We start from the raw sequence: 21,818 nt of genomic DNA, 5'->3' as shown, positions 1-21,818 counted from the left end.
ACATAGCGCCAGCAGGGAGGATCCCGGATAGCTGTGCGTGACGCCTTATCCCGGCTACGCTGTTGTGCCGCTCTTGTGGCGTATTTTTGCCGGGTGGCGGCTGCGCCTTACCCGGCCTACAAAAACTCGCTAGCTGACTGACTGGCTCGCGCCGCGTTGAGTGTTACATAGTGATGCCAGCTCTTCCTGCTCCTGGCATTGAGCGGACAAACCAGATGAGCCAAAGGTCCGCCATGAGCGAGGAGCGGAAATTTGCCACGCCCACAACTACGTTACTAACATTGAGGTGTCGTAATCAACGGAGAGCAGGTCAAAGTCATTTTAGCTGCATCAAGGGATAAGAGTTCGTGGTACTGGAACCGTCAGTATAGAGCTCGGTAATAATTATTTTTTTACCATCAATAGAATATTTGACTGTACTGTCCGCAGGATCATCCCGCCAGCGACCGGTGCTGTCAGGGTTATCAGATGCCCACATAACCTGATCACCTATAAGTTTACACTTTATTGCCCAACGGGTGCCATCGTTCTGTCGGATATAATGTACGTAGGCAATACCTGATTCCACTTTATCCAGTTGCATGATCTTATGGTCACGGCCAAACATCGCAGCAGAAGCCGCCTTGCAAATCTGACCTACCGTGACTTCAGAAGCCTGTACCGGCGCAGTAAACACCAGTGGAACAAGAAGTGAAAGTTTTTTCATTCGGCTCAATCCATTTTGTTTATTTTCAGGAATAACGCTAAATGTATATGTCGGCAATCTAAAGCGTTTCTTGACGCTAATCTAGTGTTGCGATGGCAGGATTGATTAACTTAGTCCCTAGCGTAATCCCATGCTCTGCCTGATTGCCAGCTTGGCTCCTTTGGCACACTCCACATTGCGATTCATACAGAATGTTGTTAGCCACTTCCACACTTGAGGACAGAAGAAATTCATGCTCAGCAAGGTCCGGGCGGTGCAAAGAGCGGACGTTAATTTTGAAGCTTTTAAGATCTACCTGCAGTGGTAACTGGGCATATTGATCATTGCGATTAGACAGCGAACCACTATCCCAGGAGATTTATAGACATTTCCATGCAGCGCAGTTCAGCCTGCGCCAAGGCAGAGGGATACATGCTTTCCTGCATAAGTTTGAAACCATGTTTCTCATAAAAAGTCTGGGCATTAGGTGTTGAGGACAAAGTCAATTGCTCAAAACCACGTCCACGAGCTTCACTTTTGATGGCTTCAATAATCTGACTACCTAAACCTTTACCTGTATATTGAGGTAGCGTAAATACAGCCTCAATACTTCCTGTAGATAGATCAAGATAGCCTGTAGCTAACAGTCTGCCATCAGGGGCAGCAACAACGAAAAAAGGATTCACTACAATGGCGTTCCTGTAGCTCTCAGGCATTTTTTCCGGTGTCCAGGCTGCAATAACCGCATCATCATAACTACTCTTACATCCGTAACGTATAGCCTGATTTCGAATGTTCCAGCATTCTTCTGCCTCCACAGGCACAGCAAGTCTGATCTTCATACCTTTTCCTTGTACGTTTTATTCTGCGAACCATTTACATCTACCATAAAAATTCTAAAGCATACCCATCAAATTTGAGTGAGGCGGCAACGTCCGCTCCTGGCACACAGCAGACATGAAATTCTGGAATAGCATTCGTACACTTACAACATCGAGAGGCTTCTGAAAGCCGCGTCAGCGGCATGACAGCGCCAGCAGAGAAAATCCCGGATGGCGGCGTATGGCGCCTTATCCGGGCTACGCTCTGGTGCCGTATTTTTGCCGGGTGGCAGCTACGCCTTACCCGACCCGGTGATTTGGCGCTCAATTCGCGCCCTTCGTAGGCCCGCGCAAGCGTAGCGCCGCCGGGCAAGGGCAGCGGGTGCGGAGCCGGTTTTGTGCCGGGTGGCGGCTGCGACTTACCCGGCCTACGGTCCGTGCGACTTGTCGTTAATTTATTCACCATTGTTGCTGAAACTGCCGGTGTTGCGGCCTCAAAATCGCTGAGACGTTCCCGGAAGGCCGGGGCAGCCCGCATGGATGCGGGCTGAGGGCCGTGTTTTGCACGGACGCTGCCTCGGCCCGACCCGAAGCCTGCAGGGATAAGTCGAAGGGACCGCGTAGCGGCGATTTTGCTGGCCGGAGCCCGGGGGTACAGGGGGCGGCGGCGACTGGCCGCCCCCTGTGCGCTCCCTGCGCCATGCCAGGCATAACGCAGAAGATTAACCGGGAGCGCAAAATACGCTGAAGCCACAGATAACATAAAAGACTTCCCGGCAGTGCTTTCCCTCACCCAGGCCTTCTTCCGGAGGGAGAGAGAACCGTACGGCAGTCGTTGCCGTTCCATGACGCTCCCTGCGCCACGGAGAACCAGGTGCAGCACCACGAAGCGGGAGCACAGAGTACGCTGAAGTCACGCGTGAGAAACGCTTTCCCGGGCTGAGAACCAGGAAAACCGATAACCGTCTCCGGCAAGAAATCAGGCTCCGAGCCCAACATGTTGCCGGGTGGCGCTTCGCTTACCCGGCCTACAAAGGCTACCCGCGATTTGGCGCTCTATTCGCGCCCTTCGTAGGCCCGCGCAAGCGCAGCGCCGCCGGGCAGTTACTGCGCCTGCTGCTGCGCTTGCGCCAGCTGGCGGACGATCGCCTCGCGCCGCGCATCCCCTTCCGGTAGCCGGGCCAGCAACGCCTGCAGGGCCGCCACGGCCTCGGGGTAATCTTCATTGCGCACCGCGCTCAGGGCCAGCATCTCCAGCACCGGCAGGCTGTTCGGCTGCCGCTGATGCAGGTCACGCAGCAGCAGCTCGCCCATCCGAACCTGACCGCTATCTCCCGCCCGCACCAGCGCGCTGGCGTAATCGAAAGCCGCTGCCGGGTCGTCCGCCGCCAGAGCATGCGCCCGGCCAAAGGCGCCGATCGCCGTCTCGCCATCGTTTAACAACAGGCCCAGCCGCCCAAGCAGCTGCCAGCCGGCGAGGTCGTTCGGAGTATCCTGCAGGTGGCTGCGCAGGCCAAGCCGCAGCTCCGCCAGCTCATCCATTCGCAGCGGCGCCGCCGTCGGGTCCTTAACCTGCTGCAACAGCGCAGGAAAATGTCGTTCAGCCTGCTGCCAGAGCAGCACCTGACCAATATCGCTGGTTTTCAGATACAGGCCCAGACTCAGGACCACCAGCAGCAGCGCGCCCGGAAGCAGCGCCCAGCGGCGTAGCGGCCGTTCGCCAGACTGTGCCTGGGGCGGAATATCCGTCAGCAGCGTGCGCTGCAGCTCGACGACCAGCGCCGGGTTGTCCTCGCCGCGCTCCTGCGCCAGCTCCTGCAGGCGCGACTGGTACAGGGCGCGGTTGAGGGCATCGCGGTCTACCGCCCCTTTGCCCGACCACGGGAAGTACAGCAGCCCCAGCGCGCCAGCCAGCAGCAGCGCGACGATAACCACCAACAGGCTCATCGTTCTTTTCCTTCTTTCAATAATGCCGCCAGCCGCTGGCGCTCTTCGGCGGTGAGTGCCGCGTCAGGAATGTCGCGACGGCGGGCGCGGGCGATAATCACTCCCGCGCCCGCCAGCACGAACAACCCCGGTCCCAGCCACAGCAGCACCGTGCCCGCGGTCAGCGGCGGCTCATAGCTGACAAAATGACCGTAGCGGGCCACCATATAGTCAACGATCTGCCCTTTCGTTTTCCCCTGCTGCATCAGCTCGTACACCTTCTGCCGCATATCAGCGGCAATCATCGCGTTTGAGTCGGCGATGCTGTTGTTCTGGCATTTAGGGCAGCGTAGTTGGGAGGTGATCTCGCGGAAGGCCTGCTCCTGGGCCTCATCCTTAAACTGCCAGGTATCGATGGCGGCCCACGCCTGGCCGGTCAGCATCAGCGCCAGCAGGATGACCATTACCCCTCTCATCAACCCGCCCTCCGGTTGTATTGATCCCACAGCGGCTGGAGCTCCTCGCGCCACACCCGTTCGTTCAGGTCGCCGGCGTGCCGCCAGCGGATAATGCCCTGACCGTCGATGAGAAACGTCTCCGGCGCGCCATAGACCCCGAGATCCAGGCCAAGCATGCCGTTGCCGTCGTAGAGGCTCAGCCTGTAGGGATTACCCAGGCGCTGCAGCCAGCTCATCGCCTTCTGGCGATCGTCTTTGTAGTTCATCCCCACCACCCGCACGCCCTGCTGCGCCAGGCCGTTGAGAAACTGATGCTCGGCGCGACAGGTTGGACACCAGGTGGCCCAGACGTTGAGCAGCAGCGGCTTGCCGTCAATCAGCGTCCGTCGGTCCAGCGTCTGACCGGGGGTATTCAGCGCTTCAAGGCGAAATTCCGGCAGCGGTTTGCCAATCAGCGCCGACTCGAGGGTCGTCGGGTCATCGCCATCGGCGTTGCGCATCAGCTGCCAGAACAGCGCGGCGGCCAGCGCCAGAAACAGCACCAGCGGGATAAACAGTAGCTTCCGGTTCATGAGGCCTCCTGCAGCTTCTTACGCATCCGGTAGCGCGGGTCGAGCATGCAGCACAGACCGCCGAGGGCCATCAGCACCCCGCCGTACCAGATCCAGCGAACGAACGGTTTATAGTACAGACGCACCGCCCAGCTGCCGTCGCTCAGCTCTTCCCCCAGCGCGGCGTACAGATCGCGGGTCAGCCCGCCGCTGATCGCCGCCTCGGTCATCATCATCCGGCTGGCGGTGTAAAAGCGCTTCTCAGCATACAGCGTCGCTTCCGGGCGGCCGTTGCGGGTCACGGCGATAATGCCTTCGCCGCCGGTCCAGTTGGGGCCGACGATATTGCGCACGCCGTTAAACACAAAGTGATAGCGGTGGATATCGATGCTGTCGCCGGGACGCATCCGTACATCGCGCTCCACGCTGTAGTTCTGGCTGAAGGTGATGCCGATAACGGTCACCGCCACGCCGACGTGACCGAGCACCATCCCCCACTGGCTGCGGGTCAGGGCGCGCAGGCCGCGCCAGAAACCGTGGCGGTGGGTGGCCCGTTCGTGAACCTCCAGCAGGGCGAAGATCAGCACCCACAGGGCCATCATCAGGCCTATGACCGCCATGGCGGTGATACGGTCCTGCAGCAGCCACGGCAGCGCCAGAGAAAGTGACAACGTCACCAGCAGAGCGATAATCAGGCGCTTAATCTGCCTGGCGACGTCATCGCGCCGCCAGCGGATCAGCGGCCCCAGCCCCAGCAGCAGCGCAAACGGCGCCATCAGGGCGGTGAACATGGTGTTAAAGAACGGCTCGCCGATGGAGATGCTGCCGAGGCCCAGCTCTTTATGCACCAGCGGCAGCAGCGTTCCGAGGAGCACCACCAGCATCGCGGCCATCAGCAAGATATTGTTGCCAAGCAGGAACGACTCGCGCGACCACAGCGTATGTTCCACCCGCGCCCGCACCCGGCCGCCCTTCAGGGCGTACAGCAGCAGCGATCCGCCGATGGCGACAATCAGCAGTACCAGAATAAACAGCCCGCGCGACGGATCCGAGGCGAAGGCATGCACCGAAACCAGCACCCCGGAGCGCACCAGGAAGGTGCCCAGCAGGCACAGGGAGAAGGCGGCGATGGCCAGCAGCACCGTCCAGGCGCGGAAGCTGCCCCGCTTTTCGGTCACCGCCAGGGAGTGCAGCAGCGCGGTTCCCACCAGCCACGGCATAAACGAGGCGTTTTCCACCGGGTCCCAGAACCACCAGCCGCCCCAGCCCAGTTCGTAGTATGCCCACGCCGAGCCCAGCACGATGCCGAGAGTGAGGAACATCCATGCCGCCTGGGTCCAGGGACGCGACCAGCGCGCCCAGGCAGTATCCAGCCGGCCCGCCAGCAGCGAGGCGATGGCGAAGGCAAAGGCCACCGAGAAGCCGACATAACCCATATAGAGGATCGGCGGATGGAAAATCATGCCGATATCCTGCAGCAGTGGATTGAGGTCGCGGCCATCAATGGGGTACTGCGGCAGGCCGCGGCTGAACGGATTGGAGGTGAAGAGGATAAACAGCAGGAAACCAAAGGCGATCATCCCCATCACCGCCAGCACCCGGGCGACGGCGTCGAGCGGCATCCGGCGGCTGAAGATGGCGACGGCGAAGGTCCAGACGCTGAGCAGCAGAACCCACAGCAGCAGCGAGCCCTCGTGCGCCCCCCAGGTCGCCGCCACCCGATACCACACCGGCAGCGCGCTGTTGGAGTTTTCCGCCACATAGCGGACGGTAAAGTCATTGACCACAAAGGCGTGCACCAGCAGCAGGAAGGCGCCGCCGATACAGGCGAATAGCCCACAGGCCAGCGGCCGCGCCAGGGCCATCAGCCGCCGATCCTGCCGCGCCGCGCCCCACAGGGGATAAACGCTCAGGAGCAGCGCCAGCCCCGCCGCCAGACACAATAAAAAGTTGCCCAGCTCCGGCATCATGGCTGCGCCCCCGTTTTCTCCGGCGTCATGGCGTTTTTCACCTCCGGCGGCGTGTAATTTTCATCATGTTTGGCCAGCACCTGCTGGGCGGTAATATGCCGCTCGCCGTCCAGCACGCCCTGGGCCACCACGCCCTGCCCTTCACGAAACAGGTCCGGCAAAATGCCCTTATAGCTGACGTCCACCCCCCCGCGGGCGTCATACAGCTTAAAGCGCACGTCGAGGGTTTGCGGGTCGCGCTGCAGGGAGCCCGGCTGAACGTAGCCCCCCACCCGCAGGCGCTGCCCGGTATGGGGTAGCGCCCGGGTTTCCGTTTTACCGTAGATAATTTCCCCCGGGGTGTAGAACAGATCGATATTGCTACTCAGGGCGTACAGCGTCAGGCTGACGGTTAGCCCGAGGCCGGCGAGCACCGCCAGCACGATATATAGCCGGGTTTTACGACGCGCTTGCATCCGCGGCCTCCTTGTCATGTTCGCGGGCGGCAGCGATCCGCCGCTCGCGCGCCTGCTGGCGTCGCACCTCATGGAACAGCGCCCGCCGCGCCCACAGGGTATGCACCGTCAGCAGGCCAAAGGCGGCGACGGTCACGGCCACCGCCAGCCAGACGTACACGGCATAGCCACCCATATTGAGGAAGGCGGCGAAAGACGAAAAGGCGGGGCTCATCGGGCGGCTCCTTTATTCACCAGCGCCACCACCCACGGTCGACGGCGCTCCAGTTGCAGGATCAGGTTACGCAGGCGCATCAGGGTCAGGGTGACCGACAGCGTGAGGAAGGCAAAGATGCAGATCCGCAGCGGCAGACGCATGCTTGGGTCGATGGTTTGCTGCAGGTTGGTCGAGCCCTGGTGCAGGGTGTTCCACCAGTAGACCGAGTAATGAATGATGGGCAGATTGACCACCCCGACCAGCACGAGGATCCCCGCCGCGCGCCCGGCCAGCCGCCGGTCGTCAAAGGCGTGCCACAGGGCGATGACCCCGGCATACAGAAACAGCAGCACCAGCTCTGAGGTCAGGCGGGCGTCCCAGATCCACCAGGTCCCCCACATCGGCTTGCCCCATGCCGCGCCGCTGACCAGCGCCACCAGGGTGCAGACCGCCCCCACCGGCGCCAGGGCGGCGATCGCCAGATCGGCCATTTTGATCTGCCAGACCACCCCGACGAAGGCCGCGACGGCCATCGCCAGGTACAGCCCCATCGACCACATCGCCGCCGGGACGTGAAGGTACATGATCCGGTAGCTTTCCCCCTGCTGATAGTCCGCGGGGGCGAAGCCAAAGCCCCACCCCAGGCCGATGACCAGCAACAGCGCGCTCAACGCCGCCAGCCAGGGGATCCAGCATCCGCACAGGCGGTACAGCCGCTCGGGGATCGCCAGTTGATGTAACGCTTTCCACATAGACGCTTACTCACACGGTTATGATGGCCGCGCCCGCAGGCGCAGCGAGTTATCGCACGGTCAGCCGCAGCGCAGCGGCGGTGGCGAACGGACACAGGGTGGCGCTGGCGGTTAAGAACGCCGCCAGCATCGCCAGATAGCCGCCGACCGGGAGCCCGGCGGCGGCCGCCTGGCAGGCCGCGGTGGCGAAAATCAGCAGCGGCACCGCCAGCGGCAGCACCAGCAGGCTCAGCAGGACGCCGCCGCGCTTCAGGCCGACCGTCAGGCCAACCCCCACCGCGCCGAGAAAACTGAGCGTCGGGGTGCCGAGCAGCAAGGTCAGCGCCAGCACACCGGCGTCATGCAGACTCATCCCCAGCAGCAGCGCCGCCAGCGGCGAGACGATCAGCAGCGGCAGGCCGCTCATCATCCAGTGGGCAACCACCTTCACCAGCACCACCGCCACCAGCGGCGTCGGCAGGAGCATCAGTTGCTCCAGGGAACCGTCCTGCCAGTCGTCGCGAAACAACCGATCCATCACCAGCAGCGCCGCCAGCAGCGCGGCGACCCACACCACGCCCGGCGCAATCTGCGCCAGCAGCTGCGGCGCGGCGCCTACGCCGAACGGAAACAGGGTGATGACGATCAGAAAGAACCAGAGCGGATTGAGGATCTCCGCCCCGCTGCGCCACGCCAGGCGCAGTTCCCGGGCCAACAGCGCACGCATCATTGCCCGCCTCCCGCGTCGCCGCCGAGGCGCAGGGTGCGCAACGGACAGCCCAGCGGCCGCAGCGGCTGGTGGGTGGTGAGGATGGCGCATCCCCCCTGCCGGGCGTGCTGCTCCAGGCGACGGGTCAGGGTTTCCATCGCCGTGGCGTCGAGGGCGGTGAACGGCTCATCGAGGATCCACAGCGGCGCGTCGGTTAACCACAGGCGGGTGAGCGCCACCCGACGCTGCTGCCCGGCGGAGAGCTGGCTCAAGGGGAGGTCTTCATAGCCCGCCAGGCCGACGGCGGCGAGGGCGCTTTCCCGCTGCTGAAGGCGGCTGGCCGGAAAGAAGAAACGCAGGTTTTCATCGGCGGTCAGCGCCGCGTTAACGCCGGGTTTATGGCCCAGCCACAGCAGCTGACGGTGAAATGACTCCCGGACCTTCGCCAGCGGCTGGCCCTGCCAGCTCACCACCCCGCTTTCCGGGCGCGCCAGGCCGCAGAGGATCCGCAGCAGCGAGGTTTTCCCCGCGCCGTTATCACCGGCGATCTGCAGCAGCTCGCCGGCAGCGAGGGACAGCGTCAGCGCCGCAAACAGCGGTCGATCGTCAACGATGCAGGTCAGTCGCTCTGCATGCAGCATGAAGGCAAACTCCTTGATTCAGACAGTATTTTACGTCGTCGCTAAGTATGGGTTGCGCCGCGCGGGCGACGCAACCCTGACGGTTACTGTCCGGCCCCCGGCAGCTTCGAGATATCGGCGTTGCCTAACGCCTTCTCATCGTGCGCCGCAGTCTCCTTACGCACCTTCGCCACATCGCTGGCGCTGACCGCCGGCGCGTTGTTGCCCCAGCTGGTGCGGATGAAATTGACCACATCCGCCACCTGCTGGTCGTCCAGGCGCCAGCCGAGCGACGGCATGGTCAGGTTGGAGACCGCATCTTTCACCGCCGGCGTGGTGCTCCCGGTCAGAACGATGTGGATAAGCGAAGTGGCATCTTCCGTCTGTACCACCGGGTTGCCCTTCAGCGACGGGAAGGCGCGCTTATAGCCTACGCCGTCGGTGCGGTGGCAGGCGGCGCAGTTATCGACGTACAGTGCGGCGCCGGTTTTACTGTCGTTACCCTTCCACAGATCTTTCGCCACGCTGTCTTCCACCGGGGCTGGGGTCTGTTTGCCGCCGCGCGGCGGGAGCGACTTCAGGTAGCGGGCGATGGCGGTGATGTCGTCATCAGAGAGATACTGCAGACTATGCTCCACCACATCGCTCATGCCGCCGAAGACCACGGATTTATCGTTGCGTCCGGTTTTGAGGAACTCGGCCAGCTCGGCTTCGCTCCAGGTCCCCAGACCGTCGCGGTTTTCGCCGCGCAGGCTGGAGGCGACCCAGCCGTCAATCGGCGCATTGCTGCCCGCCAGGTAATCATCGCCTTCGCTTTCGCTGAGCGCTTTTTCCTGCATCGTCAGGCTACGCGGGGTATGACAGGCGCCGCAGTGGCCCAGACCTTCCACCAGATAGCGGCCGCGCTCCAGCACCGGGTCAACCTGCGGGTTGGCGACAAAGTCGCTCGGCGTCGGGGCGAAGATGCCGCGCCAGAACGCCAGCGGCCAGCGCATCGACAGCGGCCATGGGATGTCGGTGTCCTTGTTGGCGACATTCACCGGCTCCACGCCGTGCATAAAGTAGGCGTACATGGCGCGCATGTCCGCTTCGCTGATCCGCGCGAACGAGGGATACGGCATCGCCGGATAGAGCGTGGAACCGTCTTTCCGCACGCCCTTGCGCACCGCGTCGTCGAACTCTTCGAAGGTGTACCCGCCGATGCCGTGTTCTTTATCCGGCGTGATATTGGTGGAGTAGATGGTGCCGATCGGCGTCTCCATCGGCAAACCGCCGGCGAAAGGTTTCCCTGCTTTGCCGTTGGTGTGGCAGGCGACACAGTCCCCCGCCCGCGCCAGATACTCCCCCTGCTTAATCAGATTGCTGTCCGCAGGCGCCTCTTCGGCGAAGGCCGCGCAGCTCAATGCCCCAAGCACCAGGGCCGATAACCATTGCATTTTCATCATCTGCCTTCCTTTATGCCTGCACCAGGGGACCCGGATTTTTCAGATACTGCTCACGGATCGCCTTCGCTGACCAGTAGGCCAGCGCTGCCACCGTGCCGGTTGGGTTGTAGCCCAGCCCCTGCGGGAACGCGGAGGCGCCGATGACGAAGACGTTATGCACGTCCCAGCTTTGCAGATAACGGTTAACGGCGCTGGTTTTCGGATCTTCCCCCATCACCGCCCCACCGTTCATATGGGTGGTCTGGTAGGTGGTGGTATCAAAGTGGCTGTTGGCGTTTTTTGGGCTGCCGAGGATATATTTCGGCTTCATCGCTTTGGCGATCGGCGCCATCTTATCGAACATAAACTGCGCCATCTTGATGTCGTTTTCCTGCCAGTCGAAGGTCATGCGCAGCAGCGGCTGGCCGAAGACGTTTTTGTAGTTCGGATCAAGATCGAGGTAGTTCTGCCGATAGGACTGGTGCGCGCCGTGGGCATCCATCGACAGGTGATGGGTGTAGGTGTCGGCCACCGCCGCTTTCCACTTGCTGCCCCACGCCGGGGTGCCCGGCGGTACCGGGAAACCGGAGATGGGCTTGGTCCCGGCCTGGTTGACCCAGAATGGCGAACCGCCGACAAAGCCCGCCGCGCCGTGGTCGAAGTTGTCGGCGTTGAAGTCGTCGACCCCGACGCCGTTGCCGCCCGCGCCGATAAACGGGTTGGTATAGGTGTCTTTGTCGAAAATGGCCTTGATGGTGGTCATGTTCTGGTAGGCGAAGTTACGCCCCACCACCCCTTCGCCGGTCTCCGGATTGTACGGTTTGCCGATCCCGGAGAGCAGCATCAGGTGCACGTTGTGGAACTGGAAGGCGCCGATAATCACCAGGTCCGCCGGCTGTTCCATTTCGCGCCCCTGGCCGTCGACGTAGGTCACGCCGGTGGCGCGGGATTTGTCGTCGGTCAGGTTGACCTTCAGCACGTTGGCGTTGGTCCGCAGCTCAAAGCGTTTTTCCTGGCGCAGCGCCGGCAGAATGTTCACGTTCGGCGAGGCTTTAGAGTACATGTAGCAGGCGTAGCCGCTGCAGAAACCGCAGAAGTTGCACGGGCCCATCTGCGCGCCGTAGGGGTTGGTATAGGAGTCGGAGGTGTTGGCCGACGGCAGGTTATAGGGGTGATACCCCACTTCCAGCGCCGCTTTTTCAAACAGTTGCGCCGACCAGGTGTTTTTCTGCGCCGGCAGCGGGAAGTCGTCCGAGCGGTCCGGGGCGAAGGCGTTGCCGCCGCGGCCTTTGCCGACGACCTTGCCTTTGATCGACCAGGCGGTCCCGGAGGTACCGAATACTTTTTCCGCTTTATCGAAGAACGGTTCCAGCTCGTCGTAGGTGACGCCGAAATCCTGGATGATCATATCCTGGGGGATGAAGTTTTTGCCGTAGCGTTCTTCATAGTGGCTGCGCATCCGCAGCTCAATGGGATCGACGCGGAAATGGACGCCGGACCAGTGCAGCCCGGCGCCGCCCACGCCGGTACCCGGCAGGAAGGCCGCCAGCTGGCGATAGGGCACCGCCTGCTGGCTGGTGTTATGCCGGATGGTGACGGTGCTTTTCGACAGATCCTGGAACAGCTTGCGGCGGATGTTGTAGGTCAGCTCATCAATCACCTGCGGATAGGCGCCGTCCGGCCAGGTGTCGCGCATCGGGCCGCGCTCCAGCGCGACGACGTTGAGCCCCGCTTCGGTCAGCTCTTTGGCCATGATCGCCCCAACCCAGCCGAAGCCGACGATCGCGACATCGGTTTTTTTCAATACGGTGGCCATGATTACGCCCTCTCCCCATTAATTGATACCGGCGGGAAGGGGTAGCGTTCGCCCCGTTCAACCCAGTCCATAAAGTCGGCGCGCGCGCCGGGAAAATTAATCAGCGTCCAGCCGACCATGCCTTTATTGCCGCCATGGATCGGGTCGCTGAAGAACCCTTCGCGGGTGTTTTGCAGCAGATAGGTGAAGAACAGCGAGGCCGGCAGCTGTTTGAACTCGGCTTTACCCGATTCCCACAGGCCGAGCGCCTCGTCCTGCTGCTCGCTGCTCAGTTCAGCGAAGGTTTTATGATATTTGTCCTGACACCACGCCTCGGCGTCGGCGATCCCGAGGTTATAGATCTGTTTGGGCACCAGCGGTAGCTGATAACCCATCTCTTTCGGCACGTCGGGATTGAAGGGCCCCTGCATATACCAGATGGAGCCGGTGGCGTAAGGGGTATTGAGCTGGCGGTCGATAAACTCCGGCACGCCGGCCTCTTTGGCGCCGGGACCGAGTTCATCCGCCGGGATTAAGCGAGCGACGGCGGCGTTGATAAACGCCCACTCACGATCGTTGAAGAACTGCGGCTTCCAGTCGCTGGCCGCCGCGGTGTTCCCGGAGGCTGGCTCTGAAGCGGGGGCCGCCTGCGCGGTCGCGCTGGTGGCCACGCCAATAGCCCCTGCTCCCGCGCCGCCGATCACCACCGTCGGGATCAGCGCCATCGATTTCACCAGGAAATCACGCCTGGAATTGTTGGTTTTCTCGCTCGACATCATCACATTCCTGTCATTGAAAATTACTGTTTTTGTCGCTGACAAAACCAGTGAATGTCGTGCTGGAACCGATACCATTGCGCTTTTAAACCGCTTAGCGTCTGGCCCGGCCCGGCAAGTCGGATAAAACATCGCCAGAGGCGATATCATTTATAGGGTTATCGTTTGGATAGTAGACGATTCTCAACGAAACGCGGGAAATCGGAGAGAAATTCACCGGTCTGTCATCGTGAGAAGAGTGCTGCCATAACCTTGAGGCGGTAAACCAGCGGCATTCACACCGCGCTGAGCTTACCCATGCGCCCAAAAAGAGTGACTTGTATCACAAATGTTATTTTTTGTTTATGGTACATGGCAGATTAAACGTCTGTAAATACTCGTATTAGGAATAATTAAACATTTTGAGCTGTTAAAAAAGTTAATAACCGTTGTTAACTATCTTGCATCTATTGTCCGGCTAGCGCGTTCAGCTGGCGATATCCCGTCCACAGGAGAAGAGAAGATATGTTCGATCATGTGAAATTCGGCGTTAGCGACTATGCCGCCAGCAAAGCGTTCTTTTTGCAGGCCCTGGCCCCGCTTGGCGTAACGCTGGTTGGCGAAGGCGAACCGAGCTACGGCGCAGAGTTGGCCGGCAGCGGCGATGCTTCTCTATGCCTCTATCAAAGTGCGGAAAAACCGGCGCCGCTGCACATTGCCTTTCGCGCCGACAGCCGCGAGCAGGTCGATGCCTTCTGGCAGGCGGCGCTGGCCGCCGGAGGAAAGGACAACGGCGCGCCGGGGCTACGGCCAAACTACCACGCCAGTTACTACGCCGCGTTTGTGATTGCGCCAGACGGACACAATATTGAAGCCGTGTGCCATCTGGCGGGGTAACGGGCGGCTACCGCTGCGGAAAAATCCACACATCCTCCGCCGGGAGCGTCAGATGGCAGTGTTCGGCATCGCGCAGCGCCGTTCCGTAGGCGCGCAGCGGAAAGTCGTCGCCTTCGGTACGGAACAGGTACTCCCAGCGGTCGCCGAGGTACATGCTGGTCAGCAGCGGTAGCTGGAGGCTATTATCCTGCGCGGCGCCGTCAAGTCGCAGGCGCTCGACGCGGATCACCGCCGTCGCCGGTTCGCCAACGCTAACCCCCTCGCCCGCTCGCCCCCACAGGCTCCAGCTGGCGCCTTCGATCCGCGCCCTGCCGTTCTCCAGCGCCATCACTTTGCCGTGCAGGCGGTTATTGCTGCCCATAAACTCAGCGGCGAACAGCGTCGCCGGGCTGCCGTACATCTCCTGCGGCGTCCCCTGCTGCTCAATGACGCCATTGTTCAGCAGCAGAATACGATCGGAGATGGCCATTGCTTCATTCTGATCGTGGGTGACCATCAGCGCCGACAGGCCCAGCTTAATGATCAGCTCGCGCAGAAACACCCGCGCCTCTTCGCGCAGCTTGGCGTCAAGGTTGGAGAGCGGTTCATCCAGCAGGATCACCGGCGGGTTGTAAACCAGCGCCCGGCCGATGGCCACCCGCTGCTGCTGGCCACCGGAGAGCTGGTGCGGATGGCGGTTGCCAAGGTGCCCCAGCCCCAGCTGATCCAGCACACGCTGCACCCGCTCTTTTATCTCCCCGGCGGCGACTTTACGCAGCTTCAACGGATAGGCCACATTGTCGAACACCGTTTTGTGCGGCCACAGGGCATAGGACTGAAAGACCAGGCCCAGGTTACGCTCTTCGGCCGGGATCTCGCTGCGCGGCGTGCCGTCGTACACCGTGCGGTTGCCGATGGCGATCCGTCCGCTCGTCGGTTTTTCCAGCCCGGCCACCGCCCGCAGCAGCGTGGTTTTGCCGCTTCCCGAAGGCCCCAGCAGCGATACTACCTCCCCCCGGCCGAGCGTCATGGACACCCCCTTCAACACCGGGTTATCGCCATAGGTGAGATGCAGATTTTCTACCGATAACTCAATCATGTAATTTCACTCCAAAGCGCAGGGCGATACCCAGGCCAATCACCACCAGCAGAATATTGATAAAGGAGAGCGCCGCGACGATATCGATGGCCCCCGCCGCCCACAGCGACACCAGCATCGAGCCGATGGTTTCGGTACCCGGCGACAGCAGATAGACGCCGGTGGAATACTCGCGCTCAAAGATCAGGAACATCAGCAGCCAGGAGCCAATCAGCCCATAGCGCGACAGCGGAACGGTCACGTGGCGGGTGATCTGCCCCCGCGAGGCGCCGGTGCTACGCGCCGCCTCCTCCAGCTCCGGGCCCACCTGCAGCAGCGTCGAGGAGATGAGCCGCAGGCCGTAGGCCATCCACACCACGGTGTAGGCCAGCCAGACGCTGAAGATGGTGTTGCGCAGGGCGCGCAGCTGCACGATAAGGTGCTCCCGCAGCCAGTCGGCCACCGGCAGCGCCGAGAGCCAGCCGTGCTTCAGCGACTGATCGAGCCACATCGGTACAAACAGGAATACCCACAGGAAGGCCAGGCCGGCCAGCAGCCCCGGTACCGCGCGCGGGACCAGCACGCTGTAGTCGAGAAAGCGGGTGACGTTGTCCGCTTTGCGGTGCATGGCGATGCCGACAAACAGATAGCAGATCACCGCCAGCGCGCCGCCGATGATGCCGATAGCCATCGAGTTGACGATCGCCCGCAGCAGGTTGGGCTGCTGCCAGATATTGTGGAACGTCGCCAGCGACAGCTCATCCCACAGCGACACGCCGACGCCCCAGTTGGAGATAAAAGCGCGCAGCGCCACGCCGAGCAGCGGTACGCCGATGGTCACCGTCAGCCAGGCCACCACCACCGCCCCGGCCACCCAGCGCCATTTGCCCAGCGGCAGCGCCCGCGCCTGGGACGCCTTGCCCTTCATGGTGACAAAGCGGTTGGCGGTGCGCATCAGCCGCCGCTGGAGCATCACCAGCGGGATGGTGATGCAGATCAGCACCACCGCCACCGCCGCCATCAGATGGTAGGAGGGGGTGCCGAGCTTGTTAGTCAGCTTGTAGAGATAGGTCGCCAGCACCATGTTGCCCTCGGGGTCGCCCAGCACCAGCATCAGACCGAAGACTTCCAGACCGAGGAAAAAGAGCAACACGCAGGCGTAAAGAATGGATGGCCGCACCATCGGCAGACTCACCGAGGTCATCACCTGCAGCGGCGTGGCGCCGACGGTGCGCGCCGCCTCTTCCACGTCGGAGCCGACGCTGCGCAGCGCCGAAGAGATATAGAGATAGGCATGCGGAACGTGAGTTAAGCCGGCGATGACCACAATGCTGAACATCGAGTAGATATTCCACGGCACAAAGCCGATCAGCTGCTGCGCCCACTGGGAAAAGAAGCCTACCGGCCCGGCGGCCACCACGTAGCCAAAGCCCAGCACCATCGGCGAGACGAAGATCGGCACCAGGATCAGCGGCTCAATGATCCGCCGGCCGGGTAAATCGGTGCGCACCATCAGAAACGCCAAAATACCGCCCAGCGGAATGGCGATAATCACCAGGCCAAAGGCCAGAATAAAACCTGACCTTAATGCCAGATAAAAATCCGGGTCGGTAAAAATAAAGGCGAAGGCTTCCAGACTCCACGATTTGGAGCGGGAAAAGAACGGTGCCGAGAGAAAACTCTGCACCACAATAAATAACAGCGGGACATAAATCACCAGCGCCGTGATGCACACCACCACGCCGCGCGGCAGCCCCTGCCACTTTCTGCGTAATACGTTCATGGTTCATCCCTTCGGTCAGGTGAATAAACCCGCCGGGTGTGAATAAGGGGCATCGGCGATGCCCCAAAGGAGGATTATTTCGCGGCGGCGCTGCGCCATTGTTTAATAAACTGCAGACGTTTTTGCGGCTGTAAATAATCGAGCAGCGTTTCGTTGACCGGGATCGGTTTTAACGCTTTGCCCAACAGCGCGGTCATACCATCGATATCATTTTTACCTGCAATATCGCGACGAATTGAGGGAATATCCGCCTGGCTGGCGAGGATCTGCTGGCCTTTTTCCGACAAGACATAGTCGAGCCACAATTTTGCCGCATTGGGATGTTCGCTCTCCTGGCTAATAAACGAGACGCGGGAGAGCACCAGCACGTAATCTTTCGGATAGGCAATACCTAAAGAGGGATCGTTTTTCGCCCGCGCTTCGGCATAAGAGCCAAGAATGTTATAGCCGATCAGGTTTTCGCCGGAGGAGACGCGCTCCATCATTGTGCCGGTGGAAGACTGCACCGTCAGGCCGCCTTTGGCGATATTCGCCAGGTCGGCAAAATAGTTCGCGTCGGCCTGGCTGTCCTGTACCGCCAGCATAAAGCCGAGGCCCGATTTTTCGATATCGTAGGTGGTGACTTTGCCTTTAAATTTATCGGCCTGGCTGGCGATAAGTTTTGCCAGCGCGGTATGCGAATCCGGAACCTCATTCTGCGGGATCAGCCGTTTGTTATAGATAAACACCACCGGCTCATAGGTAGTGCCATAGGCTTTTTGCTGCCAGACCGCCCAGTCGGGTAATTGCTTCACCTCCGGCGAGGCATATTGTTCGGCGTATTCGGTGGCTAATTTCAGCGCGGTATCCATCGATGAGCTCCACACCACATCCCCGCTGCCGCCCCCGGCGGCCTGTTCGCTGATATAGCGGTTATACAGCTCAGTACTGTTCATGTCGTTATATTCGACTTTGACGCCCGGGTATTGCGCTTCAAATCCCTTAATTAACGGCCCGGCCGCTTTGGTATCGGTCGTGGAATAGATCACCACCTTGCCCTCTTTTACGGCGGCATCAATCGTTTTTTGATAATCCGCGGGATAGCCCGCAGGCACCTCCGCCCAGGCGGCACAGGCGAAAACGGCCGTCAGTGAAACCACTAAACCACTTATTTTCTTATACATGATACCAACCTTTAATCATCAATTAATAAACACAAATTTAACATATAGTGGTATCAGCTCCCCTTGCAACGACGGGGATGGCTTTTTTCTGGCTTTTGTGACACTGGCAGAATTTAAAAATGTGGTGTTTATGGCGTTAATTAAAACGCGATCCCGGCCCGGTTTTTTATCGTCTGTCGTATGCGCAGGCGCTGGCGCAGCGGCATGTCGCCGGGAGACGCCGCCCTTGACCTTCTGCGCCGGGCGGCGCAGCATAAAACGGCAAACATAACAAAATAACAACAGACTACAGGAGAGAATCAGTGCCTACAGGACACCGCTTTCTGGCGACGGATCTGCATCAGTTTGTCGTCTCACTGTTTACCCATCTCGGCAGTACCCCAGGGGAAGCCACCCTCGTCGCGGACCATCTGATCGCCGCCAATCTTGCCGGGCATGACTCCCACGGCGTCGGGATGATCCCCAGCTACGTCAAATCCCACGCCGGTGGTTTTCTGCAGCTCAACCGCCACGCCACGGTGACCAAAGACGCCGGCGCCGTGGTCACCCTCGACGGCAACGCCGGCTTCGGCCAGGTGGTCGCCCACGAAGCGATGCAGTTAGGCATTGAAAAGGCGAAGCAGCATGGTATGGCGGCTATCGCCCTGCGCAATGCGCATCACGTCGGTCGCATCGGCTACTGGGCCGAACAGTGCGCCGCCGCCGGGCTGATCTCCATTCACTTCGTCAGCGTCATCGGCGACCCGATGGTCGCCCCGTTCCGCGGGAAGGACAGCCGCTTCGGCACCAACCCGCTGTGCGTGGTGTTTCCCCGCGCGGGCCATCCGCCGCTGCTGCTGGACTACGCCACCAGCGCCATCGCCTTTGGTAAAACCCGCGTCGCCTGGCATAAAGGCGAAGCCGTGGCCCCCGGCTGCCTGATTGACGCCGAGGGTCGACCCACTACCGACCCGGCGGTGATGCAGACCTCGCCGCTGGGCGCCCTGCTCACCTTCGCCCAGCACAAAGGCTATGCCCTGGCGACGCTGTGCGAAGTGCTCGGCGGCGCGCTCTCCGGCGGGCAAACCACCCATCAGGAGAGCCTGCAGACCAGCGTCGACGCCATCTTTAACTGCATGACTACGGTGATCCTGCGCCCGGACGCGTTCGATGCCCCGGACAGCCAGGCACAGACGGAGGCCTTTATCGCATGGTGTAAGCAGTCGCCGCACGATGCCGATGCCCCGGTGCTGGCGCCCGGCGAATGGGAGGCCGCCAACCGCGAAGCGCGGCTGGCGCAGGGGATCCCGCTGGATGCCGGCAGCTGGCAGGCTATCTGCGCCGCCGCGCGCGACGTCGGCCTGAGCGAATCGCACTTCGACCGCTGCCGCCCTCTCGCCTAGCCGCGTTTTACTCCCGCAGAGCGTCTGACGTCGGCGCTCTGCGTCATCGTCATTAGTGACGAGGTCATGCTCCCGTCATCAATCTCTTTTCATTTTTCAATACAGATCAAGGGTTTAAATTCTGGCACAAGACCTGCATAGCGCAACAGGCCTGCGTCTGCATCACCACCAGGCGATACCGCGATCGTTGCCCGTCGGGCCCGGCGCGACAGCGATCCTCAGTTCACTGTTAACAGGTCTGTTACTGATGAAAAAAATCACGAGCGTGTGCCCCTACTGCGGGGCGGGTTGCAAACTTAAACTGGTTGTCGACAACAATAAAATCATTCGCGCGGAGGCCGCCGACGGCGTCACCAACCAGAACCAGCTGTGCCTGAAAGGCTACTACGGCTGGGATTTTCTTAACGATACGCAGCTCCTGACGCCCCGTCTTAAACAACCGATGATCCGCTACCAGAAAGGCGGCGCCTTCACGCCGGTCAGCTGGCAGGAGGCGATTCGCTATACCGCCAGCAAGCTCAGGGAGATCAAAGAGAAGCATGGCCCGCGCGCCATCATGACCACCGGCTCCTCGCGCGGCACCGGCAACGAAACCAACTATGTGATGCAAAAGTTCGCCCGCGCGGTGCTGAACACCAATAACGTCGACTGCTGCGCCCGCGTCTGCCACGGCCCCTCCGTCGCCGGGCTACAGCAGGCGCTGGGCAACGGGGCGATGAGCAACTCGATTAGCGACATCGAAAACTCGAAGTGCCTGCTGGTCTTTGGCTACAACTGCGCCGACTCCCATCCCATCGTCGCCCGCCGGGTAATCAAGGCCCGGGACAACGGCGCCAAAATCATCGTCTGCGATCCGCGGCGCATTGAAACCGCGCGCATTGCCGATCGTCATCTGCAGCTCAACAACGGCAGCAACATGGCGCTGGTAAATGCCTTCGGCTATGTGCTGCTGGAGGAGGAGCTGTACAACAAAACCTATGTCGAACGCTATACCGAAGGGCTGGATGCTTACCGCGAGGCGGTGAAGGATTACGCCCCGGAAGCGGTGGAAGGGATTGTCGGGGTCAGCGCGCGGGAAATCCGGGAGGCGATGCGCATGTTCGCCGCCGCCCCATCCGCCACCATTATGTGGGGCATGGGGGTCACCCAGTTTGGCCAGGCGGTGGACGTGGTGCGCGGCCTGGCAAGCCTGGCGCTGCTCACCGGCAACCTGGGACGACCCAACGTCGGCGTGGGGCCGGTCCGCGGGCAAAACAACGTACAGGGCGCCTGCGATATGGGCGTGCTGCCGAACCTGTTCCCCGGCTATCAGGAGGTCACCGACCCCGCCGTGCGGGCGAAATTCGCTGCCGCCTGGGGCATCGACCCGGCGCTGATGGACGACCAGGTCGGCACCCGCATCACCGAGGTGCCGCATAAAGCGCTGACCGGCGAGATCAAAGCCTATTATATCATGGGCGAAGATCCGCTGCAGACCGAAGCCGACCTCGGCCTGGTGCGCAAAGGCATCGAGGCGCTGGACTTCGTGGTCGTGCAGGACATCTTCATGACCAAAACAGCGGAAATGGCCGATGTCCTGCTGCCGGCCACCTCCTGGGGCGAGCACGGCGGCGTCTTCACCTGCGCCGACCGCGGGTTCCAGCGGTTTGAACAGGCGATCCCTCCGGCGGGAAATGTGAAGCGCGACTGGGAGATCATTAGCCTGCTGGCCAGCGAATTGGGCTATCCGATGCACTATGAGAACAACCAGCAAATCTGGGACGAGATGCGCGAGCTCTGCCCGCTGTTCTACGGCGTGACCTGGGAGAAAATGGGCGATATGGGCCATGTCCAGTGGCCGTGCCCGACCCTCGATCATCCCGGTACGCCATGGCTGTATAAAGACAACCGCTTCGACACCCCCTCGGGTAAAGGGCAGCTGTTCGCCACCGCCTGGCGCGCGCCGGCGGAGCGCCCGGATGACGAGTGGCCGCTGGTGCTCTGCACCGTGCGGGAAGTCGGGCATTATTCCTGCCGCTCGATGACCGGCAACTGCGCCGCGCTGCAGTCGCTGGCCGACGAGCCGGGACGGGTGCAGATGAATCCCGCGGATGCGCAACGACTGGGGATCGCCGACAAACAGCTGGTGTGGATCAGCTCCCGGCGCGGGAAGGTGATCTCCCGCGCCGACCTCAGCGATCGCATCAATCCGGGGGTGGTCTATATGACCTATCAGTGGTGGGTGGGCGCCTGCAATGAGCTGACCCAGGATAACCTCGATCCGATCTCCAAAACGCCGGAAACCAAATACTGTGCGGTGAAAGTGGAAGCGATTGCCGACCAGCAATGGGCGGAGCGCTATGCCTGGACGGCCTACAGCGACATGAAAGCGCGACTGAAAGCCGCTGCCGACGTCTGACCTCAGGGAGCGCAGCGCGCTCCCTCTGCCGCTGCCGGTGGG

Annotated in this window: 20 protein-coding genes; 3 read left to right on the top strand and 17 right to left on the bottom strand. The window is 61.3% G+C overall.

What is annotated here, in order from left to right; all coding sequences use genetic code 11:
• Positions 1-316 precede the first annotated feature (316 nt).
• The 14 genes from OHJ17_RS10825 to OHJ17_RS10760 form a co-directional block, all read right to left on the bottom strand.
• A complete protein-coding gene (locus OHJ17_RS10825) occupies positions 317-706 on the bottom strand; it encodes a hypothetical protein (RefSeq protein ID WP_004189565.1) in 390 nt (129 codons plus the stop codon).
• A 344-nt stretch (positions 707-1,050) separates the two neighbouring features.
• The gene (locus OHJ17_RS10820) at positions 1,051-1,527 is read right to left on the bottom strand and encodes a GNAT family N-acetyltransferase (RefSeq protein WP_004189563.1); all 477 of its coding nucleotides are present in this window, start codon (positions 1,525-1,527) and stop codon (positions 1,051-1,053) included.
• Positions 1,528-2,610: 1,083 nt separating this feature from the next.
• Entirely contained in the window at positions 2,611-3,453 is an 843-nt protein-coding gene (gene ccmI, locus OHJ17_RS10815; protein ID WP_004200186.1) for a c-type cytochrome biogenesis protein CcmI, read from the bottom strand.
• Complete coding sequence (locus OHJ17_RS10810; protein ID WP_072196948.1) at positions 3,450-3,896, bottom strand: cytochrome c-type biogenesis protein; 447 nt, start codon at positions 3,894-3,896, stop codon at positions 3,450-3,452. The genes ccmI and OHJ17_RS10810 overlap by 4 nt, the downstream gene beginning before the upstream one ends.
• An 11-nt stretch (positions 3,897-3,907) precedes the next feature.
• Positions 3,908-4,462 (bottom strand): DsbE family thiol:disulfide interchange protein, encoded by a 555-nt coding sequence (locus OHJ17_RS10805; protein WP_002908216.1) that lies wholly within the window; start codon positions 4,460-4,462, stop codon positions 3,908-3,910.
• The gene (locus OHJ17_RS10800) at positions 4,459-6,411 is read right to left on the bottom strand and encodes a heme lyase CcmF/NrfE family subunit (protein WP_032433165.1); all 1,953 of its coding nucleotides are present in this window, start codon (positions 6,409-6,411) and stop codon (positions 4,459-4,461) included. The genes OHJ17_RS10805 and OHJ17_RS10800 overlap by 4 nt, the downstream gene beginning before the upstream one ends.
• A complete protein-coding gene (gene ccmE, locus OHJ17_RS10795; RefSeq protein WP_014343150.1) occupies positions 6,408-6,866 on the bottom strand; it encodes a cytochrome c maturation protein CcmE in 459 nt (152 codons plus the stop codon). The genes OHJ17_RS10800 and ccmE overlap by 4 nt, the downstream gene beginning before the upstream one ends.
• Positions 6,850-7,080: a heme exporter protein CcmD gene (gene ccmD, locus OHJ17_RS10790; RefSeq protein WP_004143390.1), complete on the bottom strand. Its 231-nt coding sequence runs from the start codon at positions 7,078-7,080 to the stop codon at positions 6,850-6,852. Before ccmD ends, ccmE begins: the two co-directional genes overlap by 17 nt.
• Positions 7,077-7,814 carry a heme ABC transporter permease gene (locus OHJ17_RS10785; protein ID WP_002908223.1) on the bottom strand — a complete coding sequence of 246 codons (738 nt, stop codon included), beginning with the start codon at positions 7,812-7,814 and terminating at the stop codon, positions 7,077-7,079. The genes ccmD and OHJ17_RS10785 overlap by 4 nt, the downstream gene beginning before the upstream one ends.
• Positions 7,815-7,863: 49 nt before the next feature.
• Complete coding sequence (gene ccmB, locus OHJ17_RS10780; RefSeq protein ID WP_004151166.1) at positions 7,864-8,523, bottom strand: heme exporter protein CcmB; 660 nt, start codon at positions 8,521-8,523, stop codon at positions 7,864-7,866.
• Complete coding sequence (ccmA, locus tag OHJ17_RS10775) at positions 8,520-9,143, bottom strand: cytochrome c biogenesis heme-transporting ATPase CcmA (protein WP_004175727.1); 624 nt, start codon at positions 9,141-9,143, stop codon at positions 8,520-8,522. The genes ccmB and ccmA overlap by 4 nt, the downstream gene beginning before the upstream one ends.
• Positions 9,144-9,226: 83 nt before the next feature.
• Entirely contained in the window at positions 9,227-10,567 is a 1,341-nt protein-coding gene (locus OHJ17_RS10770; protein WP_072196947.1) for a c-type cytochrome, read from the bottom strand.
• 10 nt (positions 10,568-10,577) lie between these two features.
• Positions 10,578-12,362, bottom strand: coding sequence for a GMC family oxidoreductase (locus tag OHJ17_RS10765; protein ID WP_002908285.1), 1,785 nt, complete (start codon positions 12,360-12,362; stop codon positions 10,578-10,580).
• 2 nt (positions 12,363-12,364) lie between these two features.
• The gene (locus OHJ17_RS10760) at positions 12,365-13,120 is read right to left on the bottom strand and encodes a gluconate 2-dehydrogenase subunit 3 family protein (protein WP_004175724.1); all 756 of its coding nucleotides are present in this window, start codon (positions 13,118-13,120) and stop codon (positions 12,365-12,367) included.
• A gap of 501 nt (positions 13,121-13,621) precedes the next feature.
• Between OHJ17_RS10760 and OHJ17_RS10755 the strand changes: the two genes are divergently transcribed.
• Positions 13,622-13,993 (top strand): VOC family protein, encoded by a 372-nt coding sequence (locus tag OHJ17_RS10755; RefSeq protein ID WP_002908289.1) that lies wholly within the window; start codon positions 13,622-13,624, stop codon positions 13,991-13,993.
• Between the two features lie 7 nt (positions 13,994-14,000).
• Here OHJ17_RS10755 and OHJ17_RS10750 read toward each other — a convergent pair whose 3' ends face one another.
• The 3 genes from OHJ17_RS10750 to OHJ17_RS10740 all read right to left on the bottom strand — a co-directional run bounded on the left by OHJ17_RS10750 (position 14,001) and on the right by OHJ17_RS10740 (position 17,996).
• On the bottom strand, positions 14,001-15,071 hold the full coding sequence (locus tag OHJ17_RS10750; RefSeq protein ID WP_002908292.1) for an ABC transporter ATP-binding protein: 1,071 nt from the start codon (positions 15,069-15,071) through the stop codon (positions 14,001-14,003).
• A complete protein-coding gene (locus tag OHJ17_RS10745) occupies positions 15,064-16,833 on the bottom strand; it encodes an ABC transporter permease (protein ID WP_002908294.1) in 1,770 nt (589 codons plus the stop codon). The genes OHJ17_RS10750 and OHJ17_RS10745 overlap by 8 nt, the downstream gene beginning before the upstream one ends.
• A 74-nt stretch (positions 16,834-16,907) precedes the next feature.
• Positions 16,908-17,996 (bottom strand): ABC transporter substrate-binding protein, encoded by a 1,089-nt coding sequence (locus OHJ17_RS10740; protein ID WP_002908297.1) that lies wholly within the window; start codon positions 17,994-17,996, stop codon positions 16,908-16,910.
• Between the two features lie 302 nt (positions 17,997-18,298).
• Between OHJ17_RS10740 and OHJ17_RS10735 the strand changes: the two genes are divergently transcribed.
• Together OHJ17_RS10735 and fdhF are read left to right on the top strand one after the other, a co-directional pair.
• Positions 18,299-19,378 carry a malate/lactate/ureidoglycolate dehydrogenase gene (locus OHJ17_RS10735; protein WP_004148647.1) on the top strand — a complete coding sequence of 360 codons (1,080 nt, stop codon included), beginning with the start codon at positions 18,299-18,301 and terminating at the stop codon, positions 19,376-19,378.
• A 247-nt stretch (positions 19,379-19,625) separates the two neighbouring features.
• The gene (fdhF, locus tag OHJ17_RS10730; RefSeq protein WP_019705846.1) at positions 19,626-21,776 is read left to right on the top strand and encodes a formate dehydrogenase subunit alpha; all 2,151 of its coding nucleotides are present in this window, start codon (positions 19,626-19,628) and stop codon (positions 21,774-21,776) included.
• Positions 21,777-21,818: the final 42 nt, after the last annotated feature.

The sequence above is a fragment of the Klebsiella sp. KP20-425-1 genome, from assembly GCF_025813515.1.
Taxonomy (GTDB): Bacteria; Pseudomonadota; Gammaproteobacteria; order Enterobacterales; family Enterobacteriaceae; genus Klebsiella; species Klebsiella pneumoniae.
This window is presented reverse-complemented; position numbering and strand designations above follow the sequence as displayed.